The organism is Hymenobacter sp. BT18 (genome assembly GCF_012273015.1).
Taxonomy (GTDB): Bacteria; Bacteroidota; Bacteroidia; order Cytophagales; family Hymenobacteraceae; genus Hymenobacter; species Hymenobacter lutimineralis.
The window spans coordinates 3,675,131-3,689,153 of sequence record NZ_CP050954.1 but is presented as its reverse complement, the minus strand read 5'-3'; the positions used below and the strand labels follow the sequence as shown (position 1 = coordinate 3,689,153).

The 14,023-nt window shown below is 57.8% G+C and carries 12 protein-coding genes and 2 tRNA genes; 6 read left to right on the top strand and 8 right to left on the bottom strand.

What is annotated here, in order from left to right; all coding sequences use genetic code 11:
- Nucleotides 1-20: 20 nt before the first annotated feature.
- The 6 genes from HER32_RS15865 to mltG form a co-directional block, all read right to left on the bottom strand.
- Nucleotides 21-105 (bottom strand) — tRNA-Ser (locus tag HER32_RS15865).
- A 56-nt stretch (nt 106-161) separates the two neighbouring features.
- Nucleotides 162-248 (bottom strand) — tRNA-Ser (locus tag HER32_RS15860).
- 82 nt (nt 249-330) lie between these two features.
- Nucleotides 331-1,284: a YihY/virulence factor BrkB family protein gene (locus tag HER32_RS15855; protein ID WP_232066285.1), complete on the bottom strand. Its 954-nt coding sequence runs from the start codon at nt 1,282-1,284 to the stop codon at nt 331-333.
- Between the two features lie 60 nt (nt 1,285-1,344).
- On the bottom strand, nt 1,345-1,842 hold the full coding sequence (locus tag HER32_RS15850) for an acyl-CoA thioesterase (protein ID WP_168682562.1): 498 nt from the start codon (nt 1,840-1,842) through the stop codon (nt 1,345-1,347).
- Nucleotides 1,843-1,858: 16 nt separating this feature from the next.
- Nucleotides 1,859-2,170, bottom strand: coding sequence for a hypothetical protein (locus tag HER32_RS15845; protein ID WP_168682561.1), 312 nt, complete (start codon nt 2,168-2,170; stop codon nt 1,859-1,861).
- 23 nt (nt 2,171-2,193) lie between these two features.
- On the bottom strand, nt 2,194-3,267 hold the full coding sequence (gene mltG, locus HER32_RS15840; protein WP_168682560.1) for an endolytic transglycosylase MltG: 1,074 nt from the start codon (nt 3,265-3,267) through the stop codon (nt 2,194-2,196).
- A gap of 126 nt (nt 3,268-3,393) precedes the next feature.
- On the opposite strand from mltG, the gene HER32_RS15835 reads away from it, so the two are divergent.
- A complete protein-coding gene (locus HER32_RS15835) occupies nt 3,394-5,589 on the top strand; it encodes a Calx-beta domain-containing protein (protein WP_149070052.1) in 2,196 nt (731 codons plus the stop codon).
- Nucleotides 5,590-5,779: 190 nt separating this feature from the next.
- A complete protein-coding gene (locus HER32_RS15830) occupies nt 5,780-6,409 on the top strand; it encodes an L-threonylcarbamoyladenylate synthase (RefSeq protein WP_149070053.1) in 630 nt (209 codons plus the stop codon).
- A gap of 78 nt (nt 6,410-6,487) precedes the next feature.
- Here the strand turns inward: HER32_RS15830 and HER32_RS15825 are convergent, their stop codons facing one another.
- Together HER32_RS15825 and HER32_RS15820 are read right to left on the bottom strand one after the other, a co-directional pair.
- Nucleotides 6,488-7,405 carry a lysophospholipid acyltransferase family protein gene (locus tag HER32_RS15825; protein WP_232066284.1) on the bottom strand — a complete coding sequence of 306 codons (918 nt, stop codon included), beginning with the start codon at nt 7,403-7,405 and terminating at the stop codon, nt 6,488-6,490.
- Entirely contained in the window at nt 7,402-8,274 is an 873-nt protein-coding gene (locus HER32_RS15820; RefSeq protein ID WP_149070054.1) for a hypothetical protein, read from the bottom strand. The genes HER32_RS15825 and HER32_RS15820 overlap by 4 nt, the downstream gene beginning before the upstream one ends.
- Before the next feature lie 117 nt (nt 8,275-8,391).
- Here HER32_RS15820 and HER32_RS15815 point away from each other — a divergent pair, with 117 nt between their 5' ends.
- The 4 genes from HER32_RS15815 (at nt 8,392) to HER32_RS15800 (ending at nt 14,006) form a co-directional block, all read left to right on the top strand.
- A complete protein-coding gene (locus HER32_RS15815) occupies nt 8,392-9,012 on the top strand; it encodes a WbqC family protein (RefSeq protein WP_168682559.1) in 621 nt (206 codons plus the stop codon).
- 139 nt (nt 9,013-9,151) lie between these two features.
- A complete protein-coding gene (locus HER32_RS15810; RefSeq protein WP_168682558.1) occupies nt 9,152-11,749 on the top strand; it encodes an ATP-dependent Clp protease ATP-binding subunit in 2,598 nt (865 codons plus the stop codon).
- A gap of 150 nt (nt 11,750-11,899) precedes the next feature.
- On the top strand, nt 11,900-13,465 hold the full coding sequence (locus HER32_RS15805) for an acyl-CoA carboxylase subunit beta (protein ID WP_168682557.1): 1,566 nt from the start codon (nt 11,900-11,902) through the stop codon (nt 13,463-13,465).
- 10 nt (nt 13,466-13,475) lie between these two features.
- A complete protein-coding gene (locus HER32_RS15800; protein ID WP_232066282.1) occupies nt 13,476-14,006 on the top strand; it encodes a GNAT family N-acetyltransferase in 531 nt (176 codons plus the stop codon).
- Nucleotides 14,007-14,023 lie beyond the last annotated feature (17 nt).

Genomic DNA, 14,023 nt, shown 5'->3' with positions numbered 1-14,023 from the left:
TGCTCTATGATACTCAGTTGCAGAGAAGGAGGGATTCGAACCCCCGGAGGTTTAACCCTCAACGGTTTTCAAGACCGCCGCAATCGACCACTCTGCCACTTCTCTGAGTAGCCCGCGCAAGTACACTAGAAAAAGACTTTTCCGCGGAAAAAAGCCCTTAGCAGAGAGGGGGGGATTCGAACCCCCGATACCCTTGCAGGTATAACGGATTTCGAATCCGTCGCATTCGACCACTCTGCCACCTCTCTAAGGCCCAAATGGAGTGGTTTGGGACGACAAAAGTAGCTGCTCCCAGCCCTTAGCGCAAGCGCGCCACGCATTTTTTTTCGCTCAGGCTGACGTGGGCGGGCCTACTGACTCAGTGCGAACTACATAGCGTTTCAGCCGCCCGGTTACGGCATCGATGCTCACATTCACTTCAAATCCCACAATCAAAGTCATGCACACGAAATCCAGCCAGACCATGAACCCCACCAGCGCCCCAATGGAGCCGTAGAAATGGTTGTAGGAGTCGAAAATCTTGATGTAGAGAATAAACAGAAAGGACACCAGAAAGATAAGCAGCGTAGCCACCACCGCCCCCGCCGACAGAAAGGGCCACCGGTCCTGCACGGCCGGCACGTAGTAGTAAATCAGGCAGGTAGTGAACAGAAACAACCCCACCACTGAGCCGTAGCGCAGCAAGGTCGTCAGCAGGGCCGTCAGGCGTTCGGGCACGATTTCGTAGAACACCAGGGTATCAATGATATACGTACCGAAGAAGATACCCGCAATGGCCACAATCAGCACCATGGCCAACACTACGGTGAGCAGGGTAGCAATGACGCGCTTGCGCAGGTAGGTGCGGCGCTTGAAGGTGTGGTACTTCTTGTCGAAGGCATCGAGCAGGGCCATGATGCCGTTGGAGCTGAGCACCAGCGCCGTGCCGAAACCAAAGGACAGCAACCCCCCATGCGGAATGTTGACGATGTCCTCGATGGTATCGGCAATGACTACGTACATGCCCTGCGGAATGAGGTCGGAGAGAAACTGCAGGATGTCCAGGTTCAGGTTCGGAACCGGGATGTACGGAATCAGGGTAAAGAGAAAGATGATGGTGGGGAAGATGGCAATGGTAAAGTTGAAGGCCATGTAGGACGCGCGCTTGGTTACGCTGTCCAGCTTCAATTCCTGAATCATGTGGTCGACCACGTCGTACACCGAGGCCTGGCCGCGGTTGAAGCGCAGCCGCTTCAGCCACACCATCAGGCGGCGGTAGGGGCGGTTCCGGCGTACATCGGACACCCTATAGCGACGAGGTAAGCGCATCAACATCTGGTAGCGGCGAAGGAAATGGCGGAGCGGTTATTCCCCGCTTTTCTTGGGAAAAGCCGCCGGGGCAGGCGCCTCGGAGGGCTTGGCCGGGGGCGTAAGCGGGCTGGTAAGCTCGTCTTCCTGAAAGTAGGGCACCAGCTTGGCCTGAATATCGGCGGGCATGGGCACGGGGCGGCCGGTAGCAGCATTTACAAAGACCATTAGCGTGTGGCCTTCGGTAAGCAGTTCCTGCGCCTCATTGTAGATTTCGTACTCGAACAGCACGCGGGAGCCTTCGGCCGGCTGCTTCAGGAGCAGGCGCACCGTGAGCAGGTCGTCGTACCGGGCCGGGCGGCGGAAGCGGGTACGCAGCTCCCCTACCGGCATGCCCACGCCGTCGGCTTCCATATCCTTGTAGCGGATGCCCAGCTGCCGGAAAGCCTCCGTGCGGGCCACTTCGAAGTACGCCGCGTAGTTGCCATGATAGACGTAGCCCATCTGGTCAGTTTCGGCATAGCGTACGCGAATCTGGGTGTCGTGTTGATACATTGTTCAGTAGCTTGAATTAAGCAATGCTATAGAGTTGTAGTAGATTCAGAAGATAGTGACCGACAATTTCAGGTTTACCTAAATCTATTAACACAACAAGGAAAACGTTTTTATCGTCGGTCGAAACCAATACATGAAGCAACTTTTCAGTAGGATGCTGATATACATACTTAACTATACCATCTAAGAGGACATAGCCATCTAAATCAGCTGATGGTACTGCCTCGACATACGGCCAAATATCCAGCACTGGCTCTGCGGTTGTAGTCACGTCGAGCATTGGTGCCTGAAATGCTGCCTGGTACTCTTCGTAAGTCAACTTTTTCAATTTCATTATCTAAAGCCCATTGTCTATTTCATAATTCCGTTACGGCTCAAAGCAGCTTGGTAGCGGCGGGCGTTTACGAGGTGTTCCTGCTCATTACGGGCAAAGGCATGGTAACCGCTGAAATCCTCCTTGGCGCAGAAGTACAGGTACTGGTGGCTTTCGGGGTTCAGTACGGCGTCGATGCTGGCAATGCTGGGCAGGTTGATGGGGCCGGGCGGCAGGCCCGCGTACTTGTACGTGTTGTAGGGCGAGTCTTTCTGCAGGTGCACGTTCAGCACGCGCCGGATGCCAAAATCCTGGTTGGCGTACACCACGGTGGGGTCGGCCTGCAGCTTCATGCCGCGCTTGAGGCGGTTGAGGTACACCCCGGCTACGCGGGGCCGCTCGTCGGCGTGCTGCTGCTGCTCGGCTTCTACAATGCTGGCCAGGGTACTTACCTCAGCCCGGCTGAGACCCAGCTTCTTGCGCTTGGCGTCGCGGGCGGGCGTCCAGAACTTGTCGTACTCCTTTTTCATGCGCTGCATGAGGTTGTCGGGCGTCGAGTTCCAGTACAGCTCGTAGGTGTTCGGGATAAACATCGTGAGGATGCTCGTGGTGTCGAAGCCCAGGGCCTTGGTGTAGGTCGGCGAGCTAAGCAGGGAGTCAAACTGGCCGGGGCGCGAGTCGATGGCCGTGCTAAGCTTACGCGCCAAATCTTCCCGCAGGCGAATGTTCTGGAAAGTTAGCTTCAGCGGGGACTGGCGCCCGGTGCGCAGGTCGTTGATGAGCTGGCGGTTGGTGGCCCCATCTTTCAGCTCGTAGCGGCCCGGCTTCACTAGCTTGTCGTACTTCATCAGCCGCGCCACAAAGTGCAGGCTCAGCTTGTCAACGATGACGCCGGTGGCCTCAATGGAGTCGAGTACGGCCTTGGCTGTCTGGCCCCGGCGCACGAGCACGTAGGTAGGCTTCCCCTTGGTTTCCACGTTGGGCGTGAAGAACACCTGATAGAAATAGTACGAGAAAGTAATGAGTAGAATACCGAGCACGCCCACGGTATAAGCGAAGCGGTTTCGACGGCGCAGGGCCTGGGCTTTGTAGTCGATGCGGGGTTTGGCCATGAGTGGCAGCGCGGAAAAATGAAGTAATCCAAAGACAATGCTACTTCCAGTTGCGTAACCGGGCGAAGCGGGTAACTTTAAGGCCCGAAATTACAGCTTCTTCTTTCATCAACTTTTTCTTTGTTTATGTTGCACCCTTACTCCCTTGGCATGGTTGCGCGGCGTTTCGCCCTCGGCATGCTTGGTCTCACATTTGCCTTTTCCGCCCAGGCGCAACTGGCCACTTATTCCTTTGGCACTACCACCCCCTCTGTGGGGAATGAGGCTACTTATCCGGCAGACGCCCAGCCTGCCAATGCAACGTTTTCCCCCATATCGCGGGGCTCGGGCGTGACGCCTTCGCTCGGTGGCGGCGCTTTTGCTTCAACGGGCTGGACAACAGCAGCTACTCCCGACGTCAACGATTACTATACCTTTTCGGTGACTCCGGCCAGCGGCGCTACGCTTAACCTTACGAGCGTTACGTTGGACGAACGCCGCTCGGGCACCGGTATCACGGAGTGGGTAATGCGTTCCAGCCTCGACAACTTCGCCAGTGACTTGGTAAAAGTGACCGTGCCAGACGATTCTGACACGCGCGTGGGTAAGAAGATTGATCTGCCAGCCGCCTTCACCGGCCTCACCTCCGCCGTTGAGTTCCGCTTTTATGGCTACAAAGCCGAAGCCGAAGGTGGCTCTTGGCGCCTCGACAACATCAAAGTAGACGGCTCCGTCACTACCGGCACCACTACTGCCCCTACTATTTCCTTCGCCTCTTCGGGTGCTACCGTGGATGAGTCGGCGGGCGTGGTGCGCGTGCCAGTGAAGCTGAGCGCCGCCAGCACCCAGGAAATCAAGGTTGATGTGGTGGTGGCTACGCCCGCCGGCTCGGCCACGGCTACCGACGACTACACCTACACCAAGCAGACGGTGACCTTCCCGGCTAACTCCACCGCCGAGCAGACGGTAGACGTAACCATCGTGAACGATAACGCGGAGGAAGCCCTGGAGACGATTATGTTCTCCCTGGAAAACGCCCTGCCCGCTGCCGCCGCTACCGTAAGCCCCGACCACTACACGCTTTCCATTGCCGCCAACGACGCGGTGGTAGCCTTGCCCGTGCTCACGCTGGATAAGAGCAGCGTGGATGCGGAAGAAGGCCAAGACGTAAGCATCCAAGTGCAGCTCTCCGCGGTGCCTACCACCGCCGTTACGGTGAAAGTTATGGCCTCCACTACGGGTGGCTCTGCTTCCAGCAGCGACTACACCTTTGAGGACAAGACGCTGACCTTTGCCGCCGGCGACAACACCGCGCAGACGGTGACCCTCAAGATTGTGGACGACGCCGCGCAGGAAGCTTCCGAAACCCTGCAGATCATGCTCATGGACGCCACCGGCGCTACGCTGGGCACGCCGGCTACGCTGGAAGTTAAGATTCTGGCCAACGACGTTCCTGCTGCCCTTGACGTTACCCCCATTGCCACGCTTACGCAGAACGACGCTAATGGCGTGCCGCTAAAGGCCACGCAGCGGGTAAAAGCAACCGGTGTTGTGTATGGACCTAACCTGCGCACGGCCGGTGGCTACCAGTTTGCCCTCATCGACGCAACGGGCGGCATCGGCATCTTCTCCTCGGCCAACCTGGGTGACCTGGTGCTGGCTCAAGGCGACTCCGTTGACGTAACCGGTACCCTGGCTCAGTTTAACGGCCTGACCCAGATTACGGCTACAGAAATCACCCGATTCCGCCAAAACGCTGCTTTGGTAACGCCACGCGTAGTAACCGCCGTGGGCGAAGGCGAAGAATCGGAGTTGATTACCGTGAATGGCCTGACGCTGGTAGATCCTTTGAAATGGCCTACTGAAGCCACCACCGGCGCAGCCACGAACGTAGAGGCTAAAGATGCCGCCGGCACCATCTTCCAGCTGCGCATCACCAAAGTAAGCGGGTTGTACGCCATGTCGGCGCCTGCAGGCACGTTTGCTGTAACCGGCCTGGGTGGTCAGTTCGACAGCAACTCGCCCTTCGATACGGGTTACCAGATCTTCCCCCGCAGCATGGCCGATATCGTGCTGACTCCCACGGCTAACCGCGAGCCAGCCTTCGGCCGCACGGTGCAGCTCTACCCCAACCCCGCTGCCGGTCAGCTGAACCTGAAGTTGGGTGCTGCCGGCCGCGGTGCTACGGTAGAAGTGCTGAGCCTGCTGGGCCAGCGCATCAGCCGCACTACTGCTACCTCGGACGTTGCCCTGCTGAACGTAGCTTCGCTGCAGCGTGGTACTTACCTGGTGCGCATTACCACCAAAGATGGTTCGGTAACGCGCCGTTTTGTGAAGCAGTAACCGTAGCAGGTTAGTTTTGCGTAAGAAAAGCCCTGGCTTCGGCCGGGGCTTTTTTTTGCGGGGCTACCCGCATCCGGAAAAGCGCTGGGCTGGGTAGCAGTTTTGTTGCCCGCCTAGTACCTTGTCCCGGCCTATCTGAGTGGGGCAGGAAACGGTTCTGCGTGGTCCCCCTTTTCAACAACTTCTTTCTATGGCTGCTACCCTACTCCGTATTCACCCCGACAACCCGCCGCAGAATCGTATCCAGCAAGCCGTGGAGGTACTGCGTAGTGGTGGCGTCATCATCTACCCCACCGATACCATTTACGGGCTGGGGTGCGATATTCATAATGCCCGGGCCGTGGAGAAGCTTTGCCGGATTAAAGGCATAAAGCCGGATAAAGCCAACCTGTCGTTTATTTGCTCCGATCTGTCGCACATCACCGACTATGCCAACGGCATTACTACCCCGGTGTATAAAGTGCTGAAGAAAGCCTTGCCCGGGCCGTTCACATTTATTTTTGAGGCTAGCACCAAAGCCCCCAAGTACGGCGGGGTAAAGCGCAAAACTGTGGGTATCCGCGTGCCCGACCACAACATCTGCTTGGCCCTGGTGCGGGAGCTTGGTAACCCCATCGTCAGCACCTCCGTGCACGACGACGACGAGATTCTGGAGTACAGCACCGATCCGGACCTGATTTTTGAGAAATACCGCCCCCTGGTAGACCTGGTCATCGACGGCGGATTCGGGCACAACGTGGCTAGTACCGTTATCGATTGTACCGACGAAGACTTCAACATAATCCGCCAGGGTGCCGGCGACATCGAGCAGTACCTGTAGGTGCCAAGCCCCTAAAAGAGGAAAGGCTACTCCTGCAAACGCAGGGGTGGCCTTTCCTCTTTTAAAGCGGTTCGCTTATCAGTGTACCCTTTCGGTTGCCTCTCGCTTGTGCTTCCAGCGCCGATGAGACCAAAGGTAATCGGCCGGGGCGGCCTGAATGTCGCGTTCCAGAGCCCGGGCAAAGGCCTCCGTAATCTGGTGCTGGTTGGGGTCCAAGGCGGACTGGCCGTCAAACAGCTCTTCCAGCACGATACGGTAATAGCCCCGCCGCACCCGCTGAATGCTGACGTATACGACGGGCATCTGAAAGTGCGAGGCCAGCCGGTCGGCCCCGGTGTAGAAAGCCGTGTCTTGGTGCAACAGGTGCGTCCAATAGCGGTTGGTGGGGTTACTGGGGCTCTGGTCGGAAAGCATGCTGAGCACTTTCTGGCGGTTGCGGGTGGCGGCCATGTAGCGGATGGTTTCGCGCATGGTTACCAACTCAGCTCCGGTGCGGGTGCGCAGCTTGTACATGAATTCGTCGAAGAAGCCATTGTTCAGCGGCTGATAGACGCCCACGGCCGGCACATCCAGCTGCAGCTGCCCCGAGGTAAGAATCCATTCCCAGTTGCCAGCATGAGAGCCCAACGCCAGCACCGAGCGGCCCGCTTCTACGTGGTCGGTCAGCACGTGCTTGTTGGGGTACTCCACGCGCCGCTTCAGCTGCGCCGGAGTGGCCTGGCGCAACCACAGAATTTCTACCATCAGCTGCGCAAAGTGCCGGTAAAAGCGCCGGGCCAGCTGCCGGTGCTCAACTGCCGATTTCTCCGGAAACGAGTTGCGCAAATTTTCAAGCACCACCCGCTGCCGGTAGCGCAGCACGTAGGCCATCAGGAAATACAGCACTTCGGCCAGCCCGTAGAGTACAAACAACGGCAGGGCGGCCAAACCTCGCAATCCCCAATCGAGCGGCCGGAAGTACCAGGGATAGGGAGAGGGGGCAGTAGAGGAACTCATAAGCGAATAGCGGCGGCCGCCGGAGCGTACGTATCGGGCTGCCGGAGCACCCGGGTGGTTTTGCTGGCCAGCAGCTTGTTTTTGGCGCCGCGAACTTCCACAATTAAATCGTATTCCCCAGCGGGCACCTTGGCAATATCCATGTCTACCAGAATGAGGTGGGGGGCATTGCCCAGCGCTTTGGCCATGCCGGCGCCTGTAGCGGCATCTTTGGTAGCGCCTACCAGCCGCAGCCGGTACTTAGTGGCCAGCGTTTGCTCGGCGGGGGCATTGTACAGCTCAGCGTAGGCAAACAGCCGGTCGGCCCCGCGGCCGTAGAGGCCGCCCGGCGTGCGGATCAGCAGGTATCCCCCCCGGGTAAAGTTCGACTCATCGGAGGAGCGGCTAGGCGCTTTGGCCAGCACTACCACGTCGCTGAGGCGCAGGCCGGCCTGGTCGAACTGCAACGCCACCGGAACCTCCAGAATACGGTTGCCGCCGGCCTTGAACTGGTCGCGCACCTGCCCGCGCACCGTGTACGTACCATCGGGCAGGATCACACGCTTCTGAAAGCTCATCGGGTTTTTGATAGCCTGCGCGGTATCCCGCAGCACGGGCGGCTTGAGCTTTATTGTTTCGCTATACACGATCTGACCATCGGCCTTCAGTACTTCCAGGGTAAGCACCGCCGAGGCCTGGAAGGCCTTTACTGCCCGGCGCTGGTACGTGAGGGAATTGCCGTCTACGGTGGCGTAGACCTCCAGCACGCCACCTTTGCGGCTGGTGTCAGTGTTCCGAAAAGCGGCTACGTCCAGCAGTAACCGGGGGGGCGCCGCCTGCGCAACGGCTGACAGCAGCAAACTCAGAATACCAAGCAGGTAGAATTTCATGTCAGGATGTCAGAAATAAAGAAAGGTGTTGGGAACGAAGTACTGCGGCTAACGCCCGTACTTTGGCGCGGGTTCCCCTTGCATGGGCCCGTATCCGCCGCCTGCTAAGCCAGCATCATGCCTGTTTTGTTTGAGCTCCAATATAATCCTCCTACCACGTTTTTTGCTGAACTTTTGGGAAAAGATGCGCTGTGGCTGGAGCAGCATGAGCATTATCATAAGCAAACTTACCGTAACCGCTGCCTGATCCTGACGGCCCAGGGTGTTCAGCCCCTTACCGTACCCGTTGTAGACGGCAACCGCAGCGAGAAAGTACCAATCAGGAACCTGGAAATCGACTACCGTCAGAACTGGGTGCACCGGCACTGGCGCACCCTACAAACGGCCTACGGGGGCAGCCCCTATTTTGCGTACTACGCCGACTATCTGCACGATATTTACGTACAGAAATTTCCCCTACTTTTTGACCTGAATCTGACGCTGCTGCAGTTCTATCTGCGCTGCCTGCGGCTACGGCTTCCGGTTGAATTCACCACTGACTACCACCCTACCTATGCTTCCACTGCCGTGCACGACCGGCGCGACTGGCTGACGCCTAAATCACCTACCAACCCAGAACCTGACAGGACGTCGGTGCGGCCTTACGCGCATACGTTTGGCGCATCATTTGTACCTGGGCTGAGCATCCTGGACCTGCTGTTTATGCAGGGACCAGCCGCCGGCAGCTTTCTCGCGTAGGGCTTTTGCCGTCTCTCTCCTCCTTCTTCAGAACCCTGGCCCGTATTCCTCTGTTATCAGATACCAGCGGCCCATCCCGTTTTTTCGTAAGCAGCTACGAAGACTTGCGGGTTTCCCTTTTTCTTCACTACTTATCTGCATGGAAGCTAAATTCTCAAATCGAGTCAAGGAGGTCATATCCTTGAGCCGGGAAGAAGCCATCCGGCTCGGGCATGATTATATTGGCACCGAACACCTATTGCTAGGCATGATTCGCGAGGGCGAAGGCACGGCCATTGGCTTGCTCAAGAAATTGGGCATTTCCGTGGATGAGCTCAAGTACGCGCTGGAACAAGCCACCCGCAACACGGCTACGCAGGGCACTAGCATAACCGGCTCTATTCCGCTCACGAAGCAGACGGAAAAGGTGCTCAAAATCACTTACCTGGAAGCTAAAATCTTCAAGAGCGAAATCATCGGCACGGAGCACTTGCTGCTTTCCATCCTGCGCGATGAGGACAATATCTCTTCCCAGATTCTGGCCAAGTTCAACGTTAACTACGAAGCAGTGCGCGATTCCCTCGATTACCGCGGCAATGCCGCTGGTCCCTCGGCCGGTCCTTCCGACACCGACGACGACGACAACGACAAACTCTTTGGCTCGGCTTCCAAGTCCGGCAGCAGCTCGGCGGCTAAAAAGCCCGGCGAAAAGTCCCGCACCCCAGTGCTCGACAACTTTGGGCGCGACCTGACCAAGCTGGCTGAAGACGACAAGCTCGACCCCATTGTGGGTCGCGAAAAGGAGATTGAGCGCGTCGCTCAGATCCTGAGCCGCCGCAAAAAGAACAACCCCATCCTCATTGGGGAACCCGGCGTTGGTAAAACGGCTATTGCCGAAGGCCTCGCCCTGCGCATCATCCAGAAAAAAGTGTCGCGCGTGCTCTTCAACAAGCGCGTGGTGACGCTCGACCTGGCCTCGCTGGTGGCCGGTACCAAGTACCGCGGCCAGTTTGAGGAGCGCATGAAGGCTGTGATGAACGAGCTGGAAAAGTCGCCCGACGTGATTCTGTTCATTGACGAGCTACACACGATTGTAGGCGCTGGCGGTGCTTCCGGCTCGCTCGACGCTTCCAACATGTTCAAGCCGGCCCTGGCCCGCGGCGAAATTCAATGCATCGGGGCTACCACGCTGGACGAGTACCGGCAGTATATCGAGAAGGATGGCGCTTTGGCCCGTCGTTTCCAGATGGTAATGGTGGACCCCACCACGCCCGAGGAAACCATCGAAATCCTGCACAACATCAAGGACAAGTACCAGGACCACCACCACGTCGTGTACACCGACAAGGCTATTGAAGCCTGCGTAAAGCTGTCGGACCGCTACATGTCGGACCGTTTCCTGCCTGATAAGGCCATCGACATTCTCGACGAGGCTGGTGCCCGTGTGCACATCAACAACATCGTGGTGCCCGAGGATATTCTCAAGCTCGAAGAGCAGATTGAGAACATCAAGGTGGAGAAAAACCGCGTGGTGAAGTCGCAGAAATACGAGGAAGCCGCCAAACTGCGCGACACGGAGAAGAAACTGATTGATCAGCTCGACCAGGCCAAAAAGGACTGGGAAGAGGAGACCAAGAAGAAGCGCTACACCGTGAAGGAAGAAAACGTGGCTGAGGTTATTGCCATGATGACTGGCATTCCCGTGAGCCGCGTGGCCCAGAACGAAAGCTCTAAGCTCCTGAAAATGGGCGAAGAGCTGCAGGGCAAGGTAATCGGGCAGGACAAGGCCATCAAGCAATTGGTGAAAGCCATTCAGCGTACCCGCGTGGGCCTGAAAGACCCCAAGAAGCCCATCGGCTCGTTCGTGTTCCTGGGCCCGACGGGTGTAGGTAAGACGGAGCTGGCGAAGGTGCTGGCCACTTACCTCTTCGACAAGGAAGATTCGCTGGTGCGGATTGACATGTCGGAGTACATGGAGAAATTCAGCGTATCGCGCCTGGTGGGCGCACCTCCCGGCTACGTGGGCTACGAAGAAGGCGGTCAGCTGACGGAGAAAATCCGCCGCAAGCCGTACTCAGTGATTCTGCTCGACGAAATTGAGAAGGCACACCCCGACGTGTACAACCTGCTGCTGCAGGTGCTTGACGATGGTATCCTGACCGACGGCCTCGGCCGCAAGGTGGACTTCCGCAATACCATCATCATCATGACCTCCAACATTGGGGCGCGTGATCTGGCGGACTTTGGCGCAGGCATCGGCTTTGGCACCAAGGCGCGGCAGGAAAACATGGACGAGCTGACGAAGGGCACCATCACCAACGCCCTGCGCAAAACCTTCTCGCCCGAGTTCCTGAACCGCTTGGACGACGTTATCGTCTTCAACTCCCTGGAGAAGTCGGATATCCACAAGATCATCGACATCAGCCTGAGCAAGCTCCTCTCGCGTGTGCAAACGCTGGGCTACCGCGTAGAGCTGACCGAAGCCGCCAAGGACTTCGTGGCCGAAAAGGGCTTCGACCCCAAATACGGCGCACGTCCGCTCAACCGAGCCATCCAGAAGTACATCGAAGACCCGATTGCCGAGGAAATCCTGAAGGCTCAGGTGGTGCAAGGCGACGTTATCACGGCCGACTATGAAGCTGGGAAAGACGAGCTGAAGTTCTCGGTAAGCAAGAGCGACGAAGCACCCAACCTCGCCAGCGACGAGCGGCCCGCCGAAAAGCCCGAAACGGGTGACGACGCGGACGCGAAGAAGTAAGCGTACCAGATTTTAGTGCAAACGGCCGGTTTCCGCGAGGGAGCCGGCCGTTTTTGCTTTTTATACTCGCCCAAATTACGATGCAGCTTTTTTTGCTCAGTACGTTACCTTTGGCGTCCTTACCCATGTAGCTACCGACTTCCCCACCCCATGTCCGATCCGCACGCTGAAGCCCAACTAAGCAAAACCGAAATTCTTGCCCGCAAAAACCAGGAAGCCCTGCTCGGCGGCGGCCAAGCTCGCATTGATGCCCAGCACCAGAAAGGCAAGCTTACCGCCCGGGAACGGGTGGATCTGCTGCTGGATGAGGGCTCCTTCGAGGAAATCGGCAAGTTTGTGATGCACCGCTCCAAGGACTTCGGCCTCGACAAGGAGTACTACCTCGGCGACGGTGTGGTGACGGGTTACGGCACGGTAAATGGCCGCTTGGTGTACGTTTTCTCCCAGGATTTCACGGTGTTCGGCGGCTCGCTTAGCGAAACGCATGCCGAGAAAATCGTAAAAATCATGGACCTAGCCATGAAGAACGGCGCCCCGGTTATCGGCCTCAACGACTCCGGCGGAGCGCGGATTCAGGAAGGTGTGGTGAGCCTGGGCGGTTACGCCGACATTTTCTACAAGAATACCCTGGCCTCGGGCGTCGTCCCCCAGCTTTCGGCTATTATGGGTCCCTGCGCGGGCGGCGCGGTATACTCCCCCGCCATCACGGACTTCATCCTGATGGTGGAAAACACGAGCTACATGTTCGTGACGGGGCCCAACGTGGTGAAAACCGTAACCCACGAAAACGTGACGAGTGAGGAGTTGGGCGGGGCCAGCACGCACTCGGCCAAAAGTGGCGTTACGCACTTCACGGCACCGAACGAGGTAGCCATCATTCAGCAGCTCAAGCAGCTCTTGAGCTACATGCCCCAGAACTGTGAGGAAACTGCCCCGGCCCTGCCCTACTCGGCGGCCGACGAAACCCGTGCGGTTCTCGATACGATTATTCCCGAAAACCCCAACCAGCCCTACGACATTCGGGAGGTGATTGAAGGAATCATTGATGCCGACACCTTCATGGAGGTGCACCAGAACTTTGCCGAGAACATCGTGGTAGGCTTTGCGCGCCTGGGCGGCCGGAGCATTGGTATTGTGGGCAACCAGCCCGCCGTGCTGGCCGGGGTACTCGACATCAACGCCAGCACGAAGGCGGCCCGGTTCGTACGCTTCTGCGACTCGTTCAACATCCCGCTGCTGGTGCTGGAAGACGTGCCCGGCTTCCTGCCCGGCACCGACCAGGAGTGGCGCGGCATTATCACCAACGGGGCCAAGCTGCTGTACGCCTTCTGCGAAGCCACTGTCCCGCGCATCACCGTCATCACCCGCAAAGCTTACGGTGGCGCTTATGATGTGATGAACTCGAAGCACATCGGGGCGGATATGAACTACGCCTGGCCCACGGCCGAAATTGCGGTGATGGGCGCCAAAGGCGCGGCCGAAATCATCTTCAAGCGCGAAATTGCCCAGGCTGAAAACCCCGAAGCCAAGCTCCAGGAAAAGGTAGATGAGTACCAGCAGAAGTTTGCTACGCCCTACCGTGCCGCCCACCGCGGCTTCGTGGATGAAGTAATTCTGCCCTCACAGACGCGCCAGAAGCTGATTCGGGCCTTTAAGATGCTGGAAAACAAAGTGGATACCCTGCCCCGCAAGAAACACGGCAACATTCCACTGTAGCACCCACGGTATGCTGATTACGTTTAGGCCTTCTCGTCTACAGGATGCTGCAGCCATCAAAAGCCTGTACCAGCAGGTGTCGGGAGAAAGTGGGGGCCTTGCCCGGCAGCCGGAGGAAATAACGGATGAGTATGTGCTGAACTTTCTCACGCGCAGTCTGCAGCGCGGGGTGGCGCTGGTGGCCGAGCAAAACGGCCAGCTGGTAGCGGAAATTCATACCTACTCGCCTGGCCTGCAGATCTTCGCGCACGTATTTGGCGACCTCACCGTTGCCGTAGCGCCTGCTGCCCAGGGCCAGGGCGTGGGCCGAAAGTTATTTACCGCCCTGCTGACGGCAGTGCAGACCCAATTTCCGGGTGTCCAGCGCGTTGAGTTGTTGGTGCGGGAAAGCAACACCCGGGCTATTGCTCTGTATGAGCAGCTGGGTTTCCACCAGGAAGGCCGGTTTCTCGGCCGGGTAGCTACTACCCGAGGCATTGAGGCCGATATTCCAATGGCTTGGTATGCTCCCTCTACATCCACCGCGCCCTCAGAATCGTAGCTGATTCATTTTATAGT

Bases quoted from the DNA above. Each gene is read 5' to 3' on its own strand.
- HER32_RS15805 (WP_168682557.1), top strand. From the start codon at position 11,900: ATGTCCGATCCGCACGCTGAAGCCCAACTAAGCAAAACCGAAATTCTT.
- HER32_RS15800 (WP_232066282.1), top strand. From the start codon at position 13,476: ATGCTGATTACGTTTAGGCCTTCTCGTCTACAGGATGCTGCAGCCATC.
- HER32_RS15830 (WP_149070053.1), top strand. From the start codon at position 5,780: ATGGCTGCTACCCTACTCCGTATTCACCCCGACAACCCGCCGCAGAAT.
- HER32_RS15835 (WP_149070052.1), top strand. From the start codon at position 3,394: ATGTTGCACCCTTACTCCCTTGGCATGGTTGCGCGGCGTTTCGCCCTC.
- HER32_RS15815 (WP_168682559.1), top strand. From the start codon at position 8,392: ATGCCTGTTTTGTTTGAGCTCCAATATAATCCTCCTACCACGTTTTTT.
- HER32_RS15810 (WP_168682558.1), top strand. From the start codon at position 9,152: ATGGAAGCTAAATTCTCAAATCGAGTCAAGGAGGTCATATCCTTGAGC.
- mltG (WP_168682560.1), bottom strand. From the start codon at position 3,267: ATGGCCAAACCCCGCATCGACTACAAAGCCCAGGCCCTGCGCCGTCGA.
- HER32_RS15820 (WP_149070054.1), bottom strand. From the start codon at position 8,274: ATGAAATTCTACCTGCTTGGTATTCTGAGTTTGCTGCTGTCAGCCGTT.
- HER32_RS15825 (WP_232066284.1), bottom strand. From the start codon at position 7,405: ATGAGTTCCTCTACTGCCCCCTCTCCCTATCCCTGGTACTTCCGGCCG.
- HER32_RS15850 (WP_168682562.1), bottom strand. From the start codon at position 1,842: ATGTATCAACACGACACCCAGATTCGCGTACGCTATGCCGAAACTGAC.